Source organism: Nostoc sp. (genome assembly GCF_036917575.1).
Classification (GTDB): domain Bacteria; phylum Cyanobacteriota; class Cyanobacteriia; order Cyanobacteriales; family Nostocaceae; genus Nostoc.
On sequence record NZ_JBALDC010000022.1, the window covers coordinates 32,014 to 56,498 of the forward strand.

20 protein-coding genes and 1 pseudogene are annotated in these 24,485 nt (G+C 40.2%); 13 read left to right on the forward strand and 8 right to left on the reverse strand.

The window, feature by feature from the left end:
• Positions 1-217 precede the first annotated feature (217 nt).
• Both V7K79_RS05250 and V7K79_RS05255 read left to right on the forward strand, forming a co-directional pair.
• Complete coding sequence (locus V7K79_RS05250; protein WP_335045357.1) at positions 218-895, forward strand: potassium channel family protein; 678 nt, start codon at positions 218-220, stop codon at positions 893-895.
• Positions 896-964: 69 nt separating this feature from the next.
• The gene (locus V7K79_RS05255; RefSeq protein WP_335045360.1) at positions 965-1,519 is read left to right on the forward strand and encodes a DUF3124 domain-containing protein; all 555 of its coding nucleotides are present in this window, start codon (positions 965-967) and stop codon (positions 1,517-1,519) included.
• 205 nt (positions 1,520-1,724) lie between these two features.
• Here V7K79_RS05255 and V7K79_RS05260 read toward each other — a convergent pair whose 3' ends face one another.
• The gene (locus V7K79_RS05260) at positions 1,725-3,278 is read right to left on the reverse strand and encodes a cation:proton antiporter (protein ID WP_335045442.1); all 1,554 of its coding nucleotides are present in this window, start codon (positions 3,276-3,278) and stop codon (positions 1,725-1,727) included.
• 649 nt (positions 3,279-3,927) lie between these two features.
• On the opposite strand from V7K79_RS05260, the gene V7K79_RS05265 reads away from it, so the two are divergent.
• Positions 3,928-4,569, forward strand: coding sequence for a DUF938 domain-containing protein (locus V7K79_RS05265; RefSeq protein WP_335045362.1), 642 nt, complete (start codon positions 3,928-3,930; stop codon positions 4,567-4,569).
• 194 nt (positions 4,570-4,763) lie between these two features.
• On the opposite strand, the gene V7K79_RS05270 is transcribed toward V7K79_RS05265, so the two are convergent.
• Positions 4,764-5,474: a pentapeptide repeat-containing protein gene (locus V7K79_RS05270; protein ID WP_335045364.1), complete on the reverse strand. Its 711-nt coding sequence runs from the start codon at positions 5,472-5,474 to the stop codon at positions 4,764-4,766.
• Positions 5,475-5,635: 161 nt separating this feature from the next.
• Complete coding sequence (locus V7K79_RS05275; RefSeq protein WP_335045368.1) at positions 5,636-5,902, reverse strand: hypothetical protein; 267 nt, start codon at positions 5,900-5,902, stop codon at positions 5,636-5,638.
• A gap of 134 nt (positions 5,903-6,036) precedes the next feature.
• On the opposite strand from V7K79_RS05275, the gene hisD reads away from it, so the two are divergent.
• The 5 genes and pseudogenes from hisD to V7K79_RS05300 all read left to right on the forward strand — a co-directional run bounded on the left by hisD (position 6,037) and on the right by V7K79_RS05300 (position 13,110).
• Positions 6,037-7,317, forward strand: coding sequence for a histidinol dehydrogenase (hisD, locus tag V7K79_RS05280; RefSeq protein ID WP_335045371.1), 1,281 nt, complete (start codon positions 6,037-6,039; stop codon positions 7,315-7,317).
• Positions 7,318-7,573: 256 nt separating this feature from the next.
• Positions 7,574-7,906: a hypothetical protein gene (locus V7K79_RS05285; RefSeq protein WP_335045374.1), complete on the forward strand. Its 333-nt coding sequence runs from the start codon at positions 7,574-7,576 to the stop codon at positions 7,904-7,906.
• A gap of 522 nt (positions 7,907-8,428) precedes the next feature.
• The gene (locus tag V7K79_RS05290) at positions 8,429-9,406 is read left to right on the forward strand and encodes a helix-turn-helix transcriptional regulator (protein WP_335045375.1); all 978 of its coding nucleotides are present in this window, start codon (positions 8,429-8,431) and stop codon (positions 9,404-9,406) included.
• Between the two features lie 546 nt (positions 9,407-9,952).
• Positions 9,953-11,248 (forward strand): annotated as a pseudogene (locus V7K79_RS05295) (IS4 family transposase); the annotation flags it as partial.
• A gap of 872 nt (positions 11,249-12,120) precedes the next feature.
• Positions 12,121-13,110 carry a DUF1350 family protein gene (locus V7K79_RS05300; protein ID WP_335045378.1) on the forward strand — a complete coding sequence of 330 codons (990 nt, stop codon included), beginning with the start codon at positions 12,121-12,123 and terminating at the stop codon, positions 13,108-13,110.
• Between the two features lie 77 nt (positions 13,111-13,187).
• Here the strand turns inward: V7K79_RS05300 and argC are convergent, their stop codons facing one another.
• Together argC and glpK are read right to left on the reverse strand one after the other, a co-directional pair.
• Positions 13,188-14,162 (reverse strand): N-acetyl-gamma-glutamyl-phosphate reductase, encoded by a 975-nt coding sequence (gene argC / locus V7K79_RS05305; protein ID WP_335045379.1) that lies wholly within the window; start codon positions 14,160-14,162, stop codon positions 13,188-13,190.
• 47 nt (positions 14,163-14,209) lie between these two features.
• Entirely contained in the window at positions 14,210-15,724 is a 1,515-nt protein-coding gene (gene glpK, locus V7K79_RS05310; protein WP_335045444.1) for a glycerol kinase GlpK, read from the reverse strand.
• A 464-nt stretch (positions 15,725-16,188) separates the two neighbouring features.
• Between glpK and V7K79_RS05315 the strand changes: the two genes are divergently transcribed.
• Positions 16,189-16,434 (forward strand): hypothetical protein, encoded by a 246-nt coding sequence (locus V7K79_RS05315; protein ID WP_335045381.1) that lies wholly within the window; start codon positions 16,189-16,191, stop codon positions 16,432-16,434.
• A gap of 246 nt (positions 16,435-16,680) precedes the next feature.
• Positions 16,681-16,911, forward strand: coding sequence for a CPBP family glutamic-type intramembrane protease (locus V7K79_RS05320; protein ID WP_335045383.1), 231 nt, complete (start codon positions 16,681-16,683; stop codon positions 16,909-16,911).
• 30 nt (positions 16,912-16,941) lie between these two features.
• Here the strand turns inward: V7K79_RS05320 and V7K79_RS05325 are convergent, their stop codons facing one another.
• Entirely contained in the window at positions 16,942-18,111 is a 1,170-nt protein-coding gene (locus tag V7K79_RS05325) for a PAS domain S-box protein (protein ID WP_335045385.1), read from the reverse strand.
• 1,121 nt (positions 18,112-19,232) lie between these two features.
• Between V7K79_RS05325 and V7K79_RS05330 the strand changes: the two genes are divergently transcribed.
• Positions 19,233-19,523: a hypothetical protein gene (locus tag V7K79_RS05330; protein WP_335045388.1), complete on the forward strand. Its 291-nt coding sequence runs from the start codon at positions 19,233-19,235 to the stop codon at positions 19,521-19,523.
• Between the two features lie 141 nt (positions 19,524-19,664).
• On the opposite strand, the gene V7K79_RS05335 is transcribed toward V7K79_RS05330, so the two are convergent.
• Positions 19,665-20,051 carry an endonuclease domain-containing protein gene (locus tag V7K79_RS05335; RefSeq protein WP_335045389.1) on the reverse strand — a complete coding sequence of 129 codons (387 nt, stop codon included), beginning with the start codon at positions 20,049-20,051 and terminating at the stop codon, positions 19,665-19,667.
• Positions 20,052-20,436: 385 nt separating this feature from the next.
• On the opposite strand from V7K79_RS05335, the gene V7K79_RS05340 reads away from it, so the two are divergent.
• Together V7K79_RS05340 and mutS are read left to right on the forward strand one after the other, a co-directional pair.
• Positions 20,437-20,934 (forward strand): tellurite resistance TerB family protein, encoded by a 498-nt coding sequence (locus tag V7K79_RS05340; RefSeq protein ID WP_335045391.1) that lies wholly within the window; start codon positions 20,437-20,439, stop codon positions 20,932-20,934.
• Positions 20,935-21,226: 292 nt separating this feature from the next.
• Positions 21,227-23,842 (forward strand): DNA mismatch repair protein MutS, encoded by a 2,616-nt coding sequence (gene mutS / locus V7K79_RS05345; RefSeq protein WP_335045446.1) that lies wholly within the window; start codon positions 21,227-21,229, stop codon positions 23,840-23,842.
• A 73-nt stretch (positions 23,843-23,915) separates the two neighbouring features.
• Here mutS and V7K79_RS05350 read toward each other — a convergent pair whose 3' ends face one another.
• Complete coding sequence (locus tag V7K79_RS05350; RefSeq protein WP_335045393.1) at positions 23,916-24,485, reverse strand: peptidylprolyl isomerase; 570 nt, start codon at positions 24,483-24,485, stop codon at positions 23,916-23,918.

A 24,485-nucleotide genomic window follows, 5' to 3' on the forward strand; every position in this document is an offset into this window, starting at 1 on the left:
CCTGCTATATCTGCTAAAACTCTATAGCTTTCAATGGTCACAAATTAAATACGATTCATATATTTGTTGTGCCAAATTCACAGACAACACAGTTTTACTAATTCCTCCCATGCTTATTGCATTATGGTTTGAGTACCGAGCGAGGCTCACAAACTATACTTCATTCTTTGTTAGCTTATAAAGTGAAGTAAGAAGTGAAAGAGCATTAGGAGCATTCATGTACGTACTCATCGGTGGAGCCGGCTTAGTGGGCTTAAGTTTAGCGCAAAAACTGGTAGAACTAGGACATACTGTTGCTGTAATTGACATCGATCCGATCGCTTGCCGCTACGCCCGCGAACAAGTGGGAGCAATGGCTTTTGAAGGCAGTGCTGTGAGTACAGAAGTCTTGCTAGAAGCGGGGATTCGCAAAGCCGATTCCTTAGCAGCAGTTCTGAGAAGTGATGCCTTAAACTTGGCAATGATAACTCTTGCTAAACATTATGGAGCTCCTCATATTTTGAGTCGGATGCGCCACCCCGACTTTGCCGAACCACTGCGGATAGCTGGAGCCAACCATGTTATTAGTACTGTTGAACTATCAGTTGCAACAATGGTGAACGCTATTGAGTATCCGCAAGTGGAATCAATGATGCATTTTGAGCAGGGACAGATTGAGGTTCTGAAACTTTCCATCCCCAACAATTGCTATGTTGCTGGTCGTAGCGTTGCCGAAATTGCTCAGGATTCGCAATTCCCTACTGGTTCGCTAATTATTGGTTATCAATCCCATCCCCATGAAGATTTGATGATTCCCAACGGTAGTACAATACTGGAACCTCACTCAACTGTGCTGATTGTGACTAAACCAGGATCTTTACATCAAGTCATTGATTTTATTGAACAAAGATGTTGAGTACAGTTCCTACCTAAACTGTTTATTAGGTAGGGTTAGCTCCACATATAAAAAAATTGGTGAGTTTTGATGAAGCCGTATCGATATATTTATTTAGCGATCGCTGTTATTATTCTTGCATCTTGTGAATCAACACTCAAGTCACAACCCGATGCCATTCCAGCAACCCCATTGCAAAAAACAGTGACGCTGGATAATAATTTTAAGATAGCAAGCGGTCAAACTTTTTATGTTCCGGTCTATTCTCATATCTATCATCACAATCGCCAAGAGATTTTTGAGTTAGCAGTTACGCTTAGTATTCGGAATACAGATTTGACCAATCCGATTATTATTACTTCTGTGCGCTACTATAACTCAGAAGGAAAACTAGTTAAACAGTATTTAGAGCGCCCTATTCAACTTGAACCCCTAGCTTCCACAGATTTTTTTATCAATAGAAATGACACCAGTGGAGGCTTAGGCGCAAACTTCATTGTCGAGTGGGTAGCCCAAACAGAAATATCCGAACCGATAGTGGAAGCAGTCATGATTGGCACTGACTTTCAACAAGGAATTTCTTTTATCAGTCCTGGTAGAGTAATTAAAAGTCAAAATAATAATAAGCGATCGCCTTTAAAATAATTCGTAATTCGTAATTCGTAATTCGTAATTCGTAATTAAGTTTTCTCGTTTCTATGCAAAGCATGGGAATGCATTCATTGAGTATCTGACTCAATCTCTAGCTGAAGGCGGCAGTTCCTAATCAATCAGCTAAAGCTTAGAGGTTCATCGACGAAGCCCAGACTATCTCCCCTATACCCAATGCCCTATGCCCTATACCCCATATTTAATCATCTTCTAGTTGCAACAATTGTTCATCAAGAGTTTGTATCCGCCCGCGCACAATTTCTTCTGAGAGAATTCGCTTCCGCATTGCCTCATTGAGCGCTCCTTTTTCTGCCAGCAATAAACGTCGGCGAATAGCTTCAAGTTTACTGCTCTTGCCACTTCTACCTTCCACCTCATCAGGGCGACGATTATATAGTTCCCGCAGTGTTTTTTCTGCACCGGCAATTCTTACCTGATAAGCTGAACGCATCTCTTCATAAACGGCTTTTGGTAATACTCCCGATCTCAACAGGCTATCTAATTCATCTTGTGCAGCCTTACCCGTCATCAACTGGGCTTGTAATTCTTCAACTTGTTGTTGAATTTCGGAAAATTTAGATAATTTTAAGCGTTTTACCACCCAAGGCAAACTTAAACCCTGTCCCACTAACGACACCAGCACACAGCCGAAGACTATAGCTATCAAGACTTCTCGCCCTGGCAGTGTTGTAGGTAAACTCAATGCCAGAGCCATTGAGAGTGAGCCTTTAATATTGCCAAAAAACAGTAAATGTTGCCAGCGTAGCGGAATTGGGCGGTCGAACCAACGAACCACTCCCAGCAGTGGATAGACCGTAAGAACTCGCCCAACTTGATAAGCCAAAACTGCAAGTAAAATTGCTGGTAAAGTCCTCCAGAGTGTTACCAGGTCTATTTCTACACCAATCAACAGAAAAATAAAGGTGTTGACGGTAAAACCGGCATATTCCCAGAAACTCAACAAGGTGATGCGACTAGAAGCAGAAGTATTGCGAGAAAGCGCTAAATTCCCGAAAATTAATCCAGCGACAACTACGGCGACAGCACCTGATACACCTAGAAATTCTCCAGCCTGAAAAGTGCCTAATGCAACTGCAACTGTCAGCAAAAGACTGCTAAGAGCATCATCTAAACGGGCGAATATGGGTATACTCAAGTAGCCCAAGACTAACCCGACAACGCAGCCTCCTAGAGAGATAACAAACAGTTGTTGGATTCCCTCCATAAATGTGAGTGAACCTGTCGAATATACTTGCACAATCAGGTTGAACATAACCAGGGCAGCAGCATCATTAAATAGAGTTTCTCCTTCAACGATGGTGGAAAGCCGCGAGGGTACTGATATTTCCTTGAAGACGGCAATCATTGAAACTGTATCAGTGTTTGCCAGCATTACTCCTACAAATAAGGCAGGTATCCAACTCAGTCCCAGCCCAAATTTCAACAGTACGGCAATAATCGCGCTGGAAAGCACAGCCCCAGGCCCAGCAAGTAGGGCAATTGGTTTAAAAGTGCTGCGTAGGCGGCTGACATCTGTATTAATACCAGCTTCAAAGAGGAGAATTGGCAGGAAAAGATCCAAAACAAGGGTTGGATTTAAACCAATCGGACGAGATAGTAGCTCAGTGATGGGCAAACCTGCTAATACTAAACCCACAACATAAGGGATTCGCAACCGCCGGGATAGCAAAGCTACACCTGTAGCAACGAGCAAGAGAATAATTGAAACTTTGACTAATTCGGTAACATCCACTATTGCGTTTTGGAGAGTTAGTTTGACTTGACTGATAGATTCTCTCTTCATTCATGCCAAATTAGCAAGTTCAGGGTGTGGTTCAGAATGGAATGAGCCAGTACTTGCTACCATAACTTGGCAATCCTACCACTAAACTCAGAGTCAAATCTTAAACCTTGATTCCATTGTGGGGTAGGCATCTTGCCTGCCCAGAAAGGACGGATAAGATTCTATAAGAATAAAAAAAGTCGCACATCGCGTTATTGTAGCCCAGAGTACAATAAAAATGATTTTATTGAAAGTTTTTGGTTATCTCCTGGTGATTTGATAAAATGGTTGTATGGCGATAAGCCTGCAAAAAGTTACTTGCTCAGACTTGTGCAAATATTTTGTAAAAATTTGTCGAGTTATTCGTTTAATATTTGAGAAATGTCTATAGTTTTATATTCATAAAACTTACGCAAAAAGTCTCTGAAACTCTTATTTATTTGTGTCCTTTGCACGGCAGTTGCTACCCTTCTCCTGACAAAGACGATGCGCGAACGGGAACGCTAAGAGCAAATAAGTCGGGGAATCCCAAGGGCGCACTGCCTTGTCTTTGCGGTTCGTTTTTTTTATGATTTTACGTAAGTCCTGATTCATATTAATTATAAATATAACGATCCAGATGACACCACAAAATGCACGAAAATACGCATCGGCAACCGAGCGTAACCGCGAACCAATTCTAGAAGTACTTTTACAAGTGTTGCCAAAGAGCGGCACTATTTTAGAAATAGCAAGTGGTACTGGTGAGCACGCAGTCTTTTTTGCATCCAGGCTCAGAGATTATCAATGGCTTCCAACCGATGTAAATCCACAATCAAGAGCCAGCATTATTTCATGGACTGAACACAATGTATGTGATAACGTTTATGCACCGCTTGAGCTAGATGCAAGAGAACCAGTTTGGGCTGTGGAAAATGGTAGATTTGATTGGCTGAATACCAAGCCAATTGTCGTTATTGTCAACATCAATATGATTCACATTTCACCTTGGTCAGCTTGTCTGGGGTTAATGGCAGGGGCAGGTCGTATTCTAAAAGCAGGAGGTATCCTCTATTTATATGGCCCCTTCAAACAAGGTGGAGAACATACATCTGCAAGTAATGCAGCTTTTGACGAATATTTACGCACTGAAAACCGAGAGTGGGGTGTGCGTAACTTGGATGATGTCATAGCAGTAGCTAGGGCACAAAATCTGATCTTGCAACAGATTTACCAAATGCCAGCTAATAATCTTTCAGTAGTGTTTCAATGTTCAGGGTAACTGAAAGTTTGAGAGATTTTAAAACCCTTCATTTGGATGAATCTAAAATTTCTCTTCAATTAATTACTAATACCAATTCAATTAATGATTGCAACACATCCTTGAATCAAGACGCGATGAATCGCGTCTCTACGAATGGTCTATTTGTCGTATTCTTTTTTAAATTTGGTATAAAATCTAACAATAAATTAAATTTAGTATTTGTTCGGATATTGTTGAGCAAAAGCCAAGTCACTTTCAATTAACTTGGCATCTGTTAAGTTAGCCTGACTCAAATTGCACAAGTGAAAATTTGCTCCTCTGAGGTCTGCTAATGACAGATTAGCTCCTGTTAAATCTGCACCAGTGAGGTTGACTTCACTTAAGTTAGCACTACTTAGATTAGCTCCCTGAAGTGAAGCTTGTTGCAGGTCTGCCTCACTTAGGTTTGCTCTTATCAGGTATGCTTTACTCAAATCGGCTCCACTTAAATTGGCTTGAGTTAGGTCTGCTGCTGTTAAATCAGCTTTACTTAGATTAGCTTGACTTAAGTTTGCCCAACTCAACGAGGCATAACTTAGGTTAATTTTACTTAACTTCACTGATGTAAGTACTGCACACCTCAAATTAGCATTAACAAAATTTCTTTCTCCTATTGCATAACGGCGTAAAATTTCATCAGCTGTTACTCTGCCTAAAACAGCTTTTGATGCACCTTGATAACACCATGTAGCTTTTAATAGTTTGGCAGCAGTTTTAACAGCTACCTCATCACTAAAAGCTACAATTACACCATTGCAGCCATCCCACTGACCGTTAAGCATCAGGGCAATCTCACTAGCAGCAGCAATTGAGTCAAATAGTAAAACAGATTCTTTATGCCGTTTTAACAAGTTATTCCAACCAATCGAGATAATATTTTTCATTTTTATGAATTTTGGTATTTTCAGAAGATTATGGCTCTAACTATCTATTTTGACTAATAATAATTAGACTGGTATGTGTAATAACCGACCATGATTGCACGTGCTTAATGAACGCTTCTAAAAGTTGTCTCTTGACTAGCGCTGGGGGGATGTCATCACACTTAAATATGTTCTTTTCGGGTGCGTAAGCTGTTAATCGTAGCGGTTAAAACTAGGATAATTGCTAAAACGAATACGGTATTTTTAAGTATTGAGTTGCCAGAATGCTTGAGTGCGTTCGTCGCAGACGTTGGCGCAGCCATCGCTACCAATGCCCAGAGTGTTACTCCTGTATAGGCAATGTCTCGAAGCTGGATAACTATAACTGCTGCAACTGTTGTTGCAATCAATACCATGACGAGAGTCAAGATTACAGTGGACTGCTGCATAAGATGTTAACTCATAATCTTTTGTGCTTTTAACTTACATCCCAAAAAGAGTCATGCACATAACACAGTCATATCGAACAAGTTAATCAAGAGTTAAACTAATTATTGACCTCACTGCTTTTAAGGTACTGTCCATGCAGCTACTTCAAACTACCGACAAAGATTTTTCTGTCAAATTCAAAACTCTTGTAAGCGATCGCCGGGAAGTTACAGTTGATGTTAGTGGCACAGTACGTGAGATTCTAGCTGATGTGAAAGTGCGTGGTGATGGCGCAGTCAAGGACTATACTAACCGCTTTGACCGCAACAATCTCCAATCTTTGCATCTAAGCGAAACTTTTATTGCCGAACACGCAGCACAATGTCCTGCTGATGTCTTGGCTGCACTGGAATTTGCTGCTCAAAGGATTGTGGCTTTTCATGAAAAACAACTACCACAAGATATTGCTTATACTGATGAAGTCGGGGTAAAACTGGGATTGAATTGGGTAGCGCTGTCGCAAGTGGGAATTTATGTACCAGGAGGACGGGCTAGCTATCCGAGTTCTTTGTTGATGAATGCCTTACCAGCCAAAATTGCTGGTGTTGAAAGAATTGTCATGACTGTACCAATGCCTGGTGGTGAGATTAATCCCGCCGTATTGGCTGCTGCTCAAGTTGCTGGTGTTACAGAAATATATGGCATTGGTGGGGCGCAAGCGATCGCAGCATTAGCTTATGGTACAGAAAGTATTGCCCCTGTGGATAAAATTGTTGGCCCTGGTAATGCTTATGTTGCTGAAGCCAAGCGTCAAGTCTTTGGCACTGTTGGCATTGATAGCATCGCTGGCCCTTCTGAAATTTTAGTGGTAGCTGACAGCCAGAACAACCCGGATTGGATTGCCTGGGATTTGCTATCGCAAGCAGAACACGATCCTAGTGCCCAGTCAATTTTAATCACTGATTCCGAAATTTTCGCGCAACAAGTAATAAAAGCTGTTGAGAAAATTCTCGCCGATTTACCCACCAGAAAAGTTGCCAGTGCTAGTTGGCAAAATTATGCAGCCGTAATTGTGGTTAGCGATTTGGTAGAGAGTATACCATTGCTCAATCAACTAGCTCCTGAACATGTGGAATTGTGCACAGAAAACCCGCAACAGCTTGCTAATCAAATTAAGTGTGCCGGGAGCGTGTTTTTAGGACGCTATACTCCAGAAGCGATTGGTGATTATTTAGGTGGCCCCAACCATGTACTGCCAACTGCCCGTTCTGCCCGCTTTGCCTCTGGTTTGAGTGTGTTCGATTTTCTTAAACGAATTACTTTTTTAGAATGTGGCAAACAATCATTACAGACAATAGGCAAAGCAGCTGTCACCTTAGCAGAAACAGAAGGTTTGCCAGCCCATGCAGGTAGTGTATCTGTACGCTTGCAATAAATAGCTGAGATAATTTGTGAGTTAGATGATGGTTACTCAAAATTAATTGGTGTACTGACTGCTTGATTGATACAAACTTTTCTGCTGTTAGCTCGACTTTATTGATGAAGGCAGAAGGAAAGAGGCAGGAGGCAGAAGGAGCAATTCACTTATAGGACAATACGCTTGACTTTTAAGACAGTCGCTACAATATCAAGCGATGGCGTAGCCCAGAGCAGGCATCGGACTGGGAGCAACGCGAAAAAGTGAGATCATCGTGAAAAGAGCAGGGGGAGCAGGGGAAGCAGGGGAAGCAGGGATTACAAGGGCATACATCGAAGTCATGTTGAAGTACCTCAACACGATGTTGAGGTACTTGAAAATCGTGTTCAGGTACTTCAACACGATGTTGAGGTACTTAAAAGTCGTGTTCAGGTACTTCAACACGATGTTGAGGTACTTGAAAATCGTGTTCAGGTACTTCAACACGATGTTGAGGTACTTGAAAATTGTGTTCAAGTACTTCAACACGATGTTGAGGTACTTAAAAGTCGTGTTGAGGTACTTAAAAATCGTGTTGGAGGTACTTAAAACTTTGTTGCACTTTTAATTTGTCGCATTTTGTGAGTCTCTTACTTAACGCTTAGTTCGTGGCGGCAAGAACGCCACTCTTCTTTCTAGAGACTGGGAAATCAAGGCCTCCTCTGGGATAATGGTGCACTGGGAACTAGGAAAAAGTTTTTTAAATTTGGTAATGGGTAAAAGCAGAACTCCTCGTTTCCTTTAGTGACTGTTCCCCACTAGAACCGAGATTCCTTTGCATATTAATACAACTGTGATTTGCTTGCGTAAAAATCAATCGTCAATCTATAAAGCATACGTCATTCTTTGGTGCAAGTTTCATTCTTTACTAAAGCTTGTTCAGTATTATTGAACAATTATTTTGGCAATTTTTAAACTTGATTGAAGTATGAATTAGGCGATCGCACACATGTAATATATAGCAGGAGGCAGGAGGCAGCTATGCTGGAGGTAAAACTATTACTATTCCTAGCTTTCACTCTTTTAAAATGTCCTAACCTATGTGACTACGGCTATATCTAAACACAGCGATTGCATAGTACAATACACGATGACAATTAACATCACAGTTTACGATTTTTGGGATTTGAGGAAAGCAGCAAATCCACAACTATTAATCGATCCAATCCATCAAGAGGATCGTCTTTGTCGGTATCCTCAAGAACTTGGTCAAGGCTGTTATCGCTGGATACCGCTGCGTGAAGGCATTATCATCGAAATTTTTGAAACCTATTTGCCGCAGTCAATCAAGTGGATTACTCATGCCCATCACCAAAACAGTTTAGAATTTGGATTTATTCTAGCTGGATCGGGACAAGATTGTGATGGACAACCAAAAAAGTCAGGAGAAGACTATATTTTTGGTGGTGTCTATCCACAGTCGAATAACAACGTTGATGGAGCTGGTAATCTGAGTTGGGTGAGTTTGATAATTAAGCCAGAAACACTGAGGATGTTGATCGAAAGTTATGGGGAACCACTACCAAAAGATTTAGAAAAAGCGATCGCAGGTGTACCAGAATATTTTAATCTACGTCCCAGTCTAATTACCCCAGCCAAACAAATCGCACTCCAGCAGATTCTTCATTGTCCTTATCAAGGACTAACACGCAAAATGTATCTGGAAAGCAAAGTGCTAGAATTAGTATCCCTCAAGCTAGTAGATCGATTAGCAGCGCCAACAGAAAAACTGGTACGGCTTCAAGAAATTGATTGCATCCATCATGCCAGAGACATTTTACTAAGGAATATCGGTAATCCACCTTCATTAATCGATCTAGCTCGACAAGTGGGTATTAACGAATACACTCTTAAACGCGGGTTTCGTCAAATTTTTGGGACTACAGTGTTTGGTTACTTACACGACTATCGCATGGAACAAGCCAGGCAATTACTGCTATCAGGGCAAATGAAAATTGAACAAATTACTCAAATTGTTGGTTATGTTAACCGTAGTCGGTTTGCAAGTGCGTTTAGGAAAAAATATGGTGTAAATCCCAAAGCCTATCAAATGCAAAAGAATATTTAGACTTATAGTGTATTGCCTGTGGTATTTACTAAAAGCCAGACACCAAATTACAGGGTATGATTCGATTCTGGAATTTCCAGCAATAGATCATTTACAAGTATTTATCAGCTGTATTTCTACAACGAGTTTATATTTTTCTACAATCTGCGATCGCAGATACTCATATCATACAGTGCCAATATCTTTAGAATGATTAATACTAGATGAACTTTCCCATGTGCGGCTATGTCAAAAATTGATTCTGTGAAGCGATGCGAGTTTCTCCCCATCCGTGAGAGGTTAGAATAAAGCGCCTTTTGTCAATCAGCTAAAATACTCAAAATAGTCTTAATAAGAATGATAATCGTGTGTGGGCAGAGGGGGAGGAGGCGAGCGACGCTCGCCTCCTCCCCCTCTATTTGATTATCATTATCTTTAAGGTCTTTCACAAATTAAAATAGGATATGAAACAGTATTGTAACGAGAGAATAACTTTGTCAAAAGTGGACTGAATTCTTAGGTAAATTCAATTATCAAACGAGGTAATGAAAAATTTGGTTTACCACCATGCCAAAACGACCAAAACAAAACTCTGATCACGCACACCGACATAATACTCCTACTATAGATAATGAAGCGATCTCCAAACATTTAGAAGTTTTATTAACCCCAGCTATTTTTGCTCAACAAAAATATTATAAGCAGTTAGGATGTCGAGACAGGATTCTGAATTTATCGTTAATGGTGGCAGCAGTATTAACGTTATTGTGGCGACAAATTCCTGGCGTTCAGGAGTTAAATAGATTGTTAGCAAGAGAAGGTTTCTTATGGTGTGATGTTACCAAAGTTGCACAACAATCACTTTCCGAAAGATTTTTAGTTTTCCCATCTGAATTATTTGAACGTGTCTTTAAAGATTTACTACCTCAATTACAACGGAATTGGCAACAAAGACTTAAGCGACCATTGCCAGATAGTGTTAAATTTGCACTCTGTAATTTTGAACGAATATGGATAGCTGATGGGTCTACATTAGAAGCTCTATTTCGGAAGCTGAAAAGCCTGGAAGACATGAAAAAAGGTCAACTCGCAGGTAAGATTTGTACAGTTATTGATTTAGTTACTCGTTTACCTGTCGAAGTTTGGTTTCACACTAATCCTGCTGCTTCTGACACAAATTTTGAATCTGCATTACTAAATTTAGTCGCTGCTAAGACTTTAATTTTACTTGACAGAGGTTTCTATCATTTCCAATTTTTACAACAACTGATTAATCAAGAAGTCCATTTTATTACTCGTTTAAAAGCCAAAGCATCTATTAAATATATAAAGATTTTTAGCTATGACCATTCTATTAAAGACCAATTGATTCAACTTGGTAGTGGTCGTGGTGGCGCACCAGTACTGACTTGACGTTTCATCGAGATAAAAGTTGGAAAAACTAACTATTCTTATATTACTTCTATCCTCGAGCCACAAATACTACCTCCCTACGTCGTAGCTGATTTATATCGAAGAAGATGGAGAATTGAAGAGGCTTTTTATGTAGTTAAACGTTTATTGGCACTGTCTTATTTGTGGACTGGTTCTCTTAATGGTATCAAGTTACAAGTCTGGGCAACTTGGTTATTTTATGCTGTTTTAATTGATTTAGCAGATGCTGTTGCCGATGAATTATCTCTACCATTTGACCGCATTTCTTTAGAAATGATTTTTCGTGGTTTGTATCATTTTAGTGTTGCTTACGACAAAGGGAAGGCGGATGACCCCATTAAGTACTTTGCTGCGTTAGAAAATCAAGATTTAGGAGTTGTCAAAGCCAGACGATTGCCAGTCTCCAAGCTGGATTTATCTCCTTTTCCTGCACCCTCTTGACAAATGTGCAATTACCTTAACCTTTCACGGATGGTTAACTTTCAACTTTTTTATATAAATAACTCTACAGAGCAGTATACATTTCTGACAGTAAAGACTCAAAAACATCTATATATATAAATTTGAGTGTTTTTAGCATCTGATGATTAAACCACTAAAAATGCTATGTATATTGCCAAAATAAAGTTAATTTTTCAGCTTTGATGGACTAATTCAGGGCTAAAGAAGTTACTTATTTGTACGAAGACTTTTTTTGCTTTAAAAGCTACATCCCTATTTATATCTTAGAATAATAAAATTTAAGTAGTAAATTACACACACCTGTATTTACCAGCTTTGATTCTCAAGGGTAAACATAAAATAAGTAGACAAGTTATTTCTGGTTATTGTCTCAATAGCGATCGCATAAATTGAGCGGTGCAAACGCTGATCTTCTCATAACTCCTAGTCATTAATCTAAAACTATTGAGAATCAGACTGTGAGAAAACCTACGCTATTTAGTGTTTTGAGAACTGAGCGTGAAAAGTCAGGCAGCCGTCGGCTGCCTCTAACTCCCCATTGCAATGATTATTATTTCCATAAAAAGTGAGATTTAATTTACTGAAAGCCTTATGTGGTTGGAGAAGGGGTGTATTTCACCCTTATTCAAGCTCGTCAATATTTAGATGCGTTTGCCCTGGTTTAACCACTGCTAACTAGTGAAATTAACATTATTAGGAGAGTTCAGGCTGTTCGGTAACGAGGCGATCGCAGTTCGCTAAAGTATCTCGATTTTGTAAAAATATCTTTTGAATAATCCGAAAAGCAGCAATTTCAGTTTGGAGATTCAGCATATACCTACAAATAAGTCATGGTAAATATGAATCTAAAACTGAGATTTAAACCAGTTTCTCACAGTTGGGTTGCTCTACATCCAAAGCCTAAAGGAGTAATTCAATTTATTGCTGGGGCTTTCTTTGGAACATTTGGCCCTATGCTTTTTTATAGTTATCTGCTTCAATCTCTATTCGAGCAAGGATATACAATTATTCTTTTGCCGTTTAATTTTACTTTTAACCATTATGTAGAAGCTGGTTTTCTCATGAAAGAGCAGTATGAAATTCTGCCAGAGCTTGTGAAAATGGCAACTGTTGAGGGATACGATTATGAAGCCTATTTAGATGATAAAAACTTTTCTTGGATTGGACATAGCCTTGGCTGTAAATATATCTCTTTATTAGAAGGATTTACTGCTCTACCTGCAAAAGCTCAACATAGAGAACAGTTTATTCGTAACCTGTTAGCTCATACTTCTGATGATTCACATATAAAAAGTGTTATTGCAGATATTAATGTTCTATTTGATGAACTAATCCGAAAAAGGGATGAAGTTGAAAAATTAATTTGTACTTATGTAGGTCGGAAAATCAAAATTAATAGTATTTTCATTAAAGGACAAGTTTCTATCTTATTAGCACCTGCTATTGCTGACACAGGGAGCGCAATTCGTCCTCAATTTTTAGCGGATATCATTGATAATCTTGGTTGGGGTGTGAAACCAACTGTTCAAGAAACCCGAAATTTAATCAAGGATAGTAAGCTATTTAAGATCATGGGTTTAGTCTGTTTCAAATCAGATAATATTGCTAAATCAACCTGTGAATGGTTTACTAATATTCTGCAAAAGCCACCTGAAGATTTTCGGAAAACTGTAGCAGGTGGACATTTAAGACCTTTAGGTATTCAATTCGGCAAGTATGTCATTAATTTGTTTGATAAACCGTTAATTGAATCAGTTCAACAGCGAAACAAAGCATTTGAGCATAATGTAATTCAATTGCTTGAGGAACTGAAAGAAAAATCAAGATAATGGGCATTGGGCACAAGAAGCAGAGAGGAATAAATTTACTACAACTTCTCCTCTGCTCCTCAGTGCTTAACTCTCTTTCATGACAATCCTAACTCTTCTGGAAAACCGAGCATGATATTTAGGTTTTGAACTGCGGCTCCTGATGCGCCTTTACCCAGATTGTCAAGACGAGCAACTAGTAAGACTTCTTTGGTAGTATCATTAGCAAATACAAAAACCTGAACAATATTAGTATCGTTGAGTGCGATCGCATCTAGAAATGTTCCGTCTCTCAGCAGAGTTGAATCTTGGAATGGAGCAACCTGCACAAACTTTTCACTTTGGTAGTAATCAGCGATCGCTTGATGAATAATCTTACCTGATAGTGGATTATCCAAAGTCGCTAGTGGTAAAGGTATCTGTACCAGCATCCCTTGCTCAAAATCTCCCACAGCTGGTACAAAAAGCGGCGGTGATGCTAACCCTGAATACTGCTGCATTTCTTTGACGTGCTTATGCCCAAACTGCAAACCGTAGATACCATAAGGGTGGAGCGACTCTGCACCGGCTTGCTGTTCGTGGAAGGTATGATACTGTATAATCAGATTCTTTCCGCCACCAGAGTAACCTGACACTGCATTAACGGTGATGGGAAAGTTGCTATTCAGGAGTCCTTTGGCAATCAACGGACGGATACAAGCTAAAAATCCTGTGGGATAACAGCCTGGATTGCTGACAAACTGGGCGCTGGCGATTTTCTCTCGCTGTCCTGGATTTAGTTCAGGGAAACCATATACCCAGTCCTTAGCCGTGCGATGGGCAGTGCTAGCATCAAGGATCTTAACTTTAGTATTACTGACTAAGCTAACAGCTTCGCGGGCTGCATCATCAGGTAAGCAGAGAATGATAACATCAACAGCATTGATTAGTTTGGTTCGCTCGGTTGCATCCTTACGTTTAGATGCTTCAATGCTAACTAACTCAATGTCATCCCGATGGTTTAGGCGTGAGTAAATTTGTAAGCCTGTGGTTCCTGATTCTCCATCAATGAAAATCTTCGGTTTAGTAGTCATGCGCTTCTTATATGTGAGTGATATTTTGACTGATTAATTTTGATCGGCTACTTCTCCCAAGCCAAAGTACGTTTCACTGCCTTTTGCCAAGTACCAAAGTTGGATAAGGGGAAATCACTCTTTGGCTCAAACACACGCTCAATTTGCCGTTGTTTTACCAGTGCTTCATAGCTTTCCCAAAATCCTACAGCTAAACCTGCCGCAAATGCTGCACCCTGAACGGTCGTATCGCGCATCATCGGGCGTTCAACTGGAATACCTAACACATCAGCTTGAAACTGCATCAAAAAATTATTCTCGCAAGCACCACCATCTACGGTTAATCGCCCAACTGGAGTACTGCTGGATGCGTTTATCGCTTGCACCACCTCCAGAACTTGATAAGCGATCGCTTCCAAGACGGCGCGAACTAGATGCTCTGGTTGTACACTGGCGGTAATGCCGAAAAAAGCTCCCCTGGCACTCATATCCCAATAGGGTGCGCCCAGTCCACTAAATGCAGGTACAAAGTAGACTCCGCCATTATCTTTTACCTGATTGGCCATCGCTTCAGTTTCAGCAGCAGTTTTAATCAACTTCAGGCGATCGCGCAACCATTGAATACAAGCGCCACTAGTAAACATACTGCCTTCTAAGGCATAGCCGACATCTAAAGTATCTTTGGTATTTGCTTGTGTCCATGCCACTGTAGAAATAAGTTGATGGCGAGAGCGCACAATTTGATCGCTTGTATGAGCAACCAAAAAGCTACCAGTACCATAAGTGCATTTGATTAAGCCGGGGCGATCGCAGCCATGACCAAATAGAGCCGCTTGCTGATCTCCTAAGATGGCTGTAATCGGTATTTCAGCGCCCAACAAAGTCGCATCAGTGACTCCAAATACTCCTAAACTCGGTTGAATCTGGGGCAAAATCTGAGCCGGAATCTGAAACAGATCCAGCAAAATCTCATCCCATTCACAGGTTTTGAGATTCATCAACATTGTACGGCTGGCGTTGCTGTGGTCAGTAGCATGGACTTTCCTACCTGTGAGGTTCCACAACACCCAGGTATCAATAGTACCTGCTAAGACATTGTTTAGATCGATATCAGTACAATTGTCTAATAGCCATCTGAGCTTGGTAGCGGAAAAATAGGCATCAATGATTAATCCGGTGCGATCGTAAATTTCATCAGCGTAGCCTTGCTGTTGTAACTGGTGGCAAAAAGGAGCAGTGCGGCGATCTTGCCAGACGATCGCATTATGGAGTGGTTTACCAGTAGTTTTGTCCCAAATCAAACAGGTTTCGCGCTGTACAGTTAGTCCCAAAGCTGCGATCGCTGATGGTGCAATCTGGGCATTCTCAATTGCGGTTTGCATCACCCAACAAGTATCCTGCCAGATTTGTTGAGGGTCATGTTCTAACCATCCTGGCTGAGGATAATACTGAGTTAATTCTTTATATGCCTGTCCAACAATCTTGCCGTCTACGTTAAATATAAAGGCGCGGTTGCCTGTTGTACCTAAATCCAATGCTAAGATGTAGCCCGATGATGGAATTTTTGTGCCAGATGTGTGCATAGCTGCTTTGAATGCTGCGTAGGCGTAGCCCGTCATAGGTATTGCGATTTTAGCAATACGCCCTCAATCAGATATACATTATTTTGGGTACATTTTGAATTCCTTGTTTGTTAGAACTTAGGCAAAAAACCTTTCTAACTCATATTCCTCGATTTTATTAGAAGTAATCACCCTAACTTGACATCAAAACTATGGATTTAAAAATAGATGTAGTTTAAAAGTTAAAACTATCAAAATATAACAAAACTTTCCGATGTTAAAACTTAACCAAAATAAAAATGCACTACTAGTAGTTCGCTTTCGTGACGAAAGCTCTTTATTGGGTAAGAGGGAAGGTGGGGCCCCCTCTGGGGATAAGGGGCAGGGGGAAAGGTTTTAAATCCCAAACCCAGTTCCCTTTCCCCTTTCCCCAGCCCGAAAAAGCGCATCTTTGGGTTGGCAGACTACTAGCTCTGTTGTTACTTGTGCCAGTTCCAAGCATTGGTATTGCAACTCAACTGTATATACTCCCTGGCTTCCCTGGACATTTAGTAGCCTTATTATCTAAAATCTGGTTGTTGATACTACCCATTACTTGGTTATTATTTATCGATAAAGAGAATTTCAAATTTGAATATCCTAAAATACGCGATTTATTAGCTGGAGTCGGATTAGGGCTATTAATGCTAGGTATCATGTTGATTGTTTATTGGCTGCTGGGCGCGATATAGATAGATGTTGAATATGTTCGCGAGCGAGCAACGCAAATTGGATTAAACAGTTTTGCGATTTACTTAGTAGGTTCAGGATATTGGATATTTATCAACTCTTTGCTTGAGGAATTTGTCTGGCGTTGATTTGTCTATCGTAAATGTGAAATTTTGGTATCAAGTCCTTTAGCTGTAGTATAGCAGGAGGCAGGAGGTCGAACTATTACTATTCCTAGCATTCACGCTTGTCATTACGTCCTAACCTATGTGACTACGGCTGTACTATCTGCACTATTTTTTACGATTCATCACGTTATTGGTTTGGCAGCTTACTTCGACTGGCGTGCGACAATATTATGCTCATTGGGGGTGTTTATAGCAGGGGCGATTTGGTCATGGTGCTACTTGAATTATTGCTCAATTTGGCCTGGATACATCAGCCATGTTTTTGCAGATATAGCAATTTTCCTGATTGGCTGGCAACTTATCTTTGCTTAACAAAAATGTCATCAATCTATAGCAAAATAACTAATCAAAATTTCTCAAGATAATCCGTTTTTTAAAGTCGTAACTGATTATACCTTGTTCTTGTAATTTACTCATCAATCGTGTGATTGTTACTCTGGTAGTACAACAGGCGTTAGCAATATCTTCGTGAGTAAGGCGAACACTTAGGCAAGTTCCTTCTGGTACAGTTTCACCCACTTCTCGTTTCAAAAGTTGTAATAGATCGTGCAAGCGATCTTGTACTCGCCGTCTTCCACAAATAACTAAAAAAGATTCTGTTTGCTGTAACCGTTGATTAATTTTTGGTAAAAGCGTATGGCTAAGTGTTGGAGAAGCTGCTATCTCTCCCGCGTAAATTGACACCAGATCAACATCAGCGAGGGCTGTTGCTTGGTAAATGCTTAAAGAAGTCAAACTAGAACCAAAAACCATTCCTGCTGTTGCCAATCCTATCACCACTTCTTCACCCGTTTCACAGTAGGTACTGAGTTTGACAAAACCCTGAGAAACATACGAAATTACTGATGGATGGAGGGCAATAGTTTCTCCTTTAGTATATTTCTGTAGGGGACGATTGTTGAAGATGTGACTATCGTCCTTAACTTTTGCTGATTCTAAGTGCTGACGCTCAGTAATGTTACGCAGTATCCAGCGCAGAGAGATTGCCTTACCCTGGTTGTTACGGACAACTGCCACAGTCAATGCTGCATCAAAGAAATCACCATGACGTTGTTGAAAACGTACCAATAACTCTTTAACTCTGTCTGATTTCGATAGCTGTATCAGTTCGTAACGAACTTGCTGACGTTCTTCTAGAGGAATAAAGTTAACTATTGGTTTTCCCACTAAAAAATGCTTTGAAATATTCAACGACTTAGCTGCGGTGAGGTTAGCTTCTTGGATGATTCCTTCTGTATTAGTTACTAAATAGCCGTCTGGCGCTAACTCAAATAAATCTTGGTAGTAGTGGCGTTCTGCTTCTAGCCAATTCCGTGTTTTTACTAATTCCTCGTTTTGTTGATAAAGTTCCTCCGCCGCTAATTGTGCTATTTTTGAGGTGTTATAAAGTTCCTTAAAAGCTTCCGGCAACAGTTCGGGGGAAATCCAAGGTAGTACACTAGCAGTTTGGTATAAATCTGATAAACGCTTGTGCAATATTTCTGTGCGTTGGATAAATTTTTCTATGTTCACTTTAAATAACCGCTACTTGCTTGCAGAAGTTGAGCAAAAAATCTACTAGATAAATATTTGAAAAAATTGCAGCAGTCTTAATTTAATTGAGTGATAAATTTAAGTGGTTATAAACTATAATTTTTACACAATTGAACTTATAAAATTACATTTATTTTAAGTTTTTGATAATTTACAGCAGTTTTCTTTTGCATGAAGTACAAAGCCACGGGTTTTGATGCTGGAGGCAGGAGATAGAAACTTTTTATGAGTCCTGCATTTGTGTTTCATTTACTTGCAAACTGCTGTATATCCGTACAGTCGCTACAGATGTGCCAGTTTTTAAATAACACGTATCGCATTCAACCTTGATGCTCAAAACAAAATTGAATCTAGAAAATTACAAAATGGTTATTGTAGCTTTTACTTCTTAATCTTTTTTCAAAACCTATTATATCAGATTTTTTTAAGTAGTACTTCTATCTTTGGTGGTATAACTCTGTAAACTCAGCTAAATACTAGTGCTAAATCTCTTGTTCTCAGATGATACTAATATTTGGACTAAATTTTTCGGTTAACTGATAAACCAGTCAAAATTATTACTAGCAAATGGCAGATACCACAGTAGGAAAACTCTACATTTATGACTAATATGATTGATTAAGCCCGCTTTTTTATTCTTTGTATGAATAATTTATAGCTAATTATTGTTTCCATTTTTACTAAGAGTAACTAATAATAGTTTCCCTAACTTCCATCACAAGGATTATGCAACTACTACTAAAGACATATAATCTAAGTTAAGTTTGTTTGTGATTTTAAATACGTTCTCTATTAATTAAATTCACAACAAGATTCCTAACTTGTTTAAGAGGACGTTTTAAGCAATAGTCAAACTACTATATCTAGAATTGCAAAGATAAATATTAATAAATTAAAAATATTTGTATAGAGAATCACATATTAACTTAATAGTTATCTGCCTCTCTCTTTAGTTAGAGGATAAATGAAGTAGTAAGCTGGTGTAATTTAACAATGCGTAACAGCTAATCAACGCGCAAGTTATAAGGAGTGACGGGTGAGGTGTCAATGCAATAAAATCTCGTCACTCCTTTTTACTTAGTTCAACGCCGAATCAACAAATGCGAACGCCGAATCAGCAAATGCGAACGGCAAATCAGCAAATGCGAACGCCGAATCAGCAAATGCGATCGCCGAATCAACAAATGCGAACGCCGAATCAGCAAATGCGAACGCCGAATCAACAAATGCGATCGCCGAATCAACAAATGCGAACGTCGAATCAACAAATGCGATCGCTAAATCAACAAATGCGAACGCCGAATCAGCAAATGCGAACGTCGAATCAGCAAATGCGAACGCCAAATCAGCAAATGCGAACGCCAAATCAGCAAATGCGAACGCCAAAATAACATCATAAAGGAGAAACTAAAACATCTAATTCCCTCCCCTTTATAAGCTACGGTGTACACACAAGTCGAATTACCCCCCTTAATCCCCCCTTAGAAGGGGCGAAAAAGATTTCCGGTTCCCTCCCCTTTATAAGGGGAGGGTTAGGGTGGGGTAACTCCTTTCAACCTACAAATAACTTCCCTAATCTTATCCACCACACTATCAATATCTTGATAAACTTCTTGATTCGTAAATCTCAAAATCCTCGTACCTTTTGATTCCAAAAATGCTTGGCGATCGCGATCATATTCTGGAACTGCATTTTGATAGTGACTATCACCATCAATTTCTATGGCAAGTCTCAATTCCGAAGAATAAAAATCCACAACAAATCTGTCAATACTGTATTGTCTGCGAAATTTACAGCTTTCAATTTGTTGATTTCTAAGTTTTGCCCAAACTATTTTTTCAGATGGGGGCATATTGTTTCTGAGAGTTTGCCGTTTTTGCTTTTCTGAGGTTTGGTTATACAGTTTTGTCATCAGCATTTTCATATTCCTGGACTGTGCTTACTATTCCCTGGATTACCCCCCTTAATCCCCCCTTGGAAAGGGGGGAGACAGGAATCTAGTTCCCTCCCCAATACATACGGGGAGGGTTAGGGTGGGGTAAAAGAATATTTGATACATCAACCATAAATTTTCAAACATCCTTTTAGGCTGCGGTGGCGTATAAAAGTCCTAAAAACCTCATTGCTTAAAACAATTTAACTTTTTTATACGCAAGTAATATAATTATCTACGTATTTTTTATGAAAAAAAGATTCATCCCAATGTATATTTCCGTATTCTTTTGGGAATCATAAATCGAGGAAGTATTATAAGCCACAAGGTATTACTTCCTGAAATATCACGTAACTTTTAGAGGATAATTATGTCTAAACGCAAGTTGCCCAAAGGCCGTAGTGTTAGTTCAGTTGCTCTAGAACCAGAAGTTGCGATCGCAATCCTTGGGTTGTTTTCCGCAGCGGCTGATGATGAAGGTATTTCTTCTACAGAAGAATACGCTTTGAGTGAATTTCTCGGTCAGGTTGATTTATTTGAAGATTACTCTGAAGAAGATTTTGAAGAATTGAACGAAAAAGTTGTCAGTTTGATTGAAGAAGAAGAACCAGAAGATTTAATCGCCCAGTCTATCGAATCCTTACCCAATACAGATTATCGCGAAGCTGCATACATCACAGCTATCTTAGTGGTAGGAGTTGACGAAGAAGTACCCGAAAGCGAACAAAATTATATCTCTGAGCTTCAGGAAGCCTTAAATATTTCAGACGAACGCGCACAAGAACTCATAGACGGAGTATTTGGAGAAGAAGAAGAGGAAGAAGAGGAAGGAGAAGAAGAAGAGGAAGAAGAGGAAGAAGAGGAGTAATCTTTTTTGACTTGCAACCTCACTCATTTACCATTTTAATTTGGGGTTGCCAAATTTAGAATATGAAATAATTTTGTTTGAGTAGTAGGGACGTAAGGTATTGCGCCCCTACCGCGTGGTCTATTTACCTGAAAATAGCTGTAAGGGCAGGGGTTAGGGAGGGGTATTTTTGTACTTGATTAACTTGCAATCTGCTGTGAAGGTAAAATATCCTTGAGCGATCGCCATTCAACTTTCACATCACGTTATCATCGGATCTTGGGGAATTTCCGTGCATAACTCGATAGCATCTATGACTGCCTCTCACTCCGAAACTCCATCTACCAAGCCCGATGCAAGTACTTTTATTTCTGACCATCAACAGGTGGATCGCAGTAAGCTAAGTCAAATGTACTTGCATTATGTCGAGACAAAGGATAAATATCCTCACGCGGTATTGCTGTATCGGGTAGGAGATTTCTTTGAATGCTATTTCCAAGATGCAGTAAAACTAGCGCAAGAATTAGAATTAGTTCTCACTAGTAAGCAAGCCGGGGAACAGGGACGGGTGGCGATGTCTGGTGTTCCGCATCACGCTTGGGAACGCTACGCGACGATGCTGGTAGAGAAAGGCTACGCAGTGGTAATTTGCGATCAAGTGGAAGATGCTTCGGAAGCTGCTGGGAGATTGGTGCGACGAGAAGTAACGCGCATTCTGACTCCTGGGACTTTGCTAGAAGAAGGAATGCTAAAATCCAGTCGCAATAATTACCTTGCAGCAGTAGTAATTGCCGCAAATCATTGGGGTTTAGCTTATGCAGATATCTCTACAGGTGAATTTCTCACTACTCAAGGTAGTGATTTAGAACATTTGACACAAGAATTAATGCGCTTGCAACCTTCAGAGGTGTTAGTTCCGACAAATGCACCTGATTTGGGGAGTTTGCTGCGTCCGGGAGAAACTTCGCCACATTTGCCGGAGTGTTTGCCACCATCATTTTGTTATAGTTTGCGATCGCAATTTCCCTTTTCTCAAGGTGAAGCTAGACCAAGATTATTGCAGAAATTTAAGGTGCGATCGCTTGAAGGACTCGGTTGCGATCGTCTTCCCCTCGCTGTTCGTGCGGCTGGCGGTCTTCTGGAATACCTGGAAGATACTCAAAAAGAAAACCCCATCACCCTCCAGAGACTCCGCAGCTATACTGTTACTGACTACCTAATTGTTGACAATCAAACCCGCCGTAACTTGGAAATTACCCAAACTGTACGAGATGGTACTTTTCACGGTTCTTTACTTTGGGCGTTAGATAAAACTAGTACAGCAATGGGTGGGCGCGCTTTGCGGCGGTGGTTGTTGCAACCGTTAGTCGATATTAAAGGCATTCGGGCGCGGCAAGATACCATTCAAGAATTAATGGAAAATACGCCCCTGCGTCAAGATTTACGCCAGTTGTTAAAGCAAATTTACGATTTGGAACGCCTCACAGGAAGGACAGGTTCTGGTACAGCTAATGCTAGAGATTTAGTAGCTTTAGCAGATTCTCTCTCACGCTTACCAGAATTAGCCAATTTAGTAATTGAGACGCGTTCTCCCTTCCTGAAAGCTTTACAGAAAGTCCCCAGTGTGTTAGAAGAATTGGCACAAAAGTTACACGTGCATCTTGTAGAGTCCCCACCCATACTAATTAAAGAAGGCGGATTGATTCGCCCTAGTGTAAATCCCCTATTGGATGAAAGAAAAGCGACTGTCGAAGCAGACCAGCAATGGATTGCCAACTTGGAAGTTGATGAGAGAGCTAAGACAGGAATTTCCACACTAAAGGTAGGATTTAACAAAACCTTTGGTTATTACATCAGTATTTCCCGCACCAAAGCAGACCTTGTACCCGCTAATTATATCCGTAAGCAAACCTTGACCAATGAGGAACGTTATATCACTCCAGATTTGAAAGAACGAGAAGCTAGAATTCTCACAGCGCGAGATGATTTAAATCAGTTGGAATATGAGATTTTTACGGCCTTGCGGGAAGAGGTAGCACAAGAAGCGGAAGTAATTCGCAATTTATCTCGTGCAGTGGCGGCGGCGGATGTGTTGTGTGGTTTGGCTGAGTTGGCCGTACATCAAGGTTACTGTCGTCCCGAAATGTTGCCAGGAAGAGAGATAAACATTGTTGATGGCCGTCATCCAGTAGTAGAACAGTCTTTACCTGCGGGTTTCTTTGTGCCGAATTCAACGCAATTAGGTCAAGAGTCATTAGCAGATGACCAAGAACAAATCACAAATGACCAAGAAAAAATAACAAATGACAGTCCCGATTTAATTATTCTTACCGGGCCAAACGCCAGTGGTAAAAGTTGTTATTTGCGTCAAGTGGGATTAATTCAGTTAATGGCGCAGATTGGTAGTTTTGTACCAGCAAGGTTTGCCAGATTGGGAATATGCGATCGCATTTTCACCCGTGTCGGTGCAGTAGATGATTTAGCAACTGGTCAATCTACGTTTATGGTGGAGATGAATGAAACCGCAAATATTCTCAACCATGCCACATCTAGGTCGTTAGTACTATTAGATGAAATTGGTCGCGGGACAGCAACATTTGATGGTCTTTCCATAGCTTGGGCGGTGGCAGAATATATAGCAGTGGATATTCGGTCGCGGACAATTTTTGCCACCCATTACCATGAATTAAATGAACTGGCTAGTATTATACCGAATGTGGCTAACTATCAAGTGACAGTGAAAGAATTACCCGACCAAATTATCTTTTTGCACCAAGTTCAACCAGGAGGTGCTGATAAGTCTTATGGAATTGAAGCGGGAAGATTAGCGGGTTTACCAGCCGTAGTTATTCAACGTGCAAAACAAGTTATGGGGCAAATTGAAAAACACAGTAAGATTGCGATGGGACTGCAAAATCTCGATGGATAAGCAAGATTCGTAGTAAGGACTTTAGTCTTTATTTTTTAAGCACTAAAGTCCTTACTACAAATTGAAGTGCTAATTACTTCCGAAAAATTTCTACTTTTTCTAACACCACTTCTTGATTCGGACGATCTCTAGTTGTAGGCACATTAGCAATCTTGCTGACTATATCTAGACCTTCGACAACTTCACCAAAAACACTGTGTTTTTTGTCAAGGTGAGGTGTTGGTGCTTCTGTAATGAACCATTGCGAACCATTAGTACCGCGTCCGGCATTAGCCATCGACAGGATACCTGCACCAGTATGTCTCAATTCAGGATGAAACTCATCTTCAAATTGATATCCTGGCCCACCAGTACCCCATCGGCTGGCTGTATCTAGATAACGACTCAGAGGATCGCCACACTGAATCATAAAATCAGGGATGACTCGGTGAAAGCGAACTCCATCGTAAGCTGGAGTTCCCTTACCAGATTGACCAGTTTTAGGGTCTTTCCAGTCGATTGTTCCGGTTGCTAAACCGACAAAATTTTTGACGGTGTTAGGAGTTCGCTCTTCTTCCAAACGAACTACAATTTCACCCAAGGAAGTGATTAAACGAGCGTGCAGTGTTCCATCACCGGGAATATTAATTTCTGGAAAATTCAT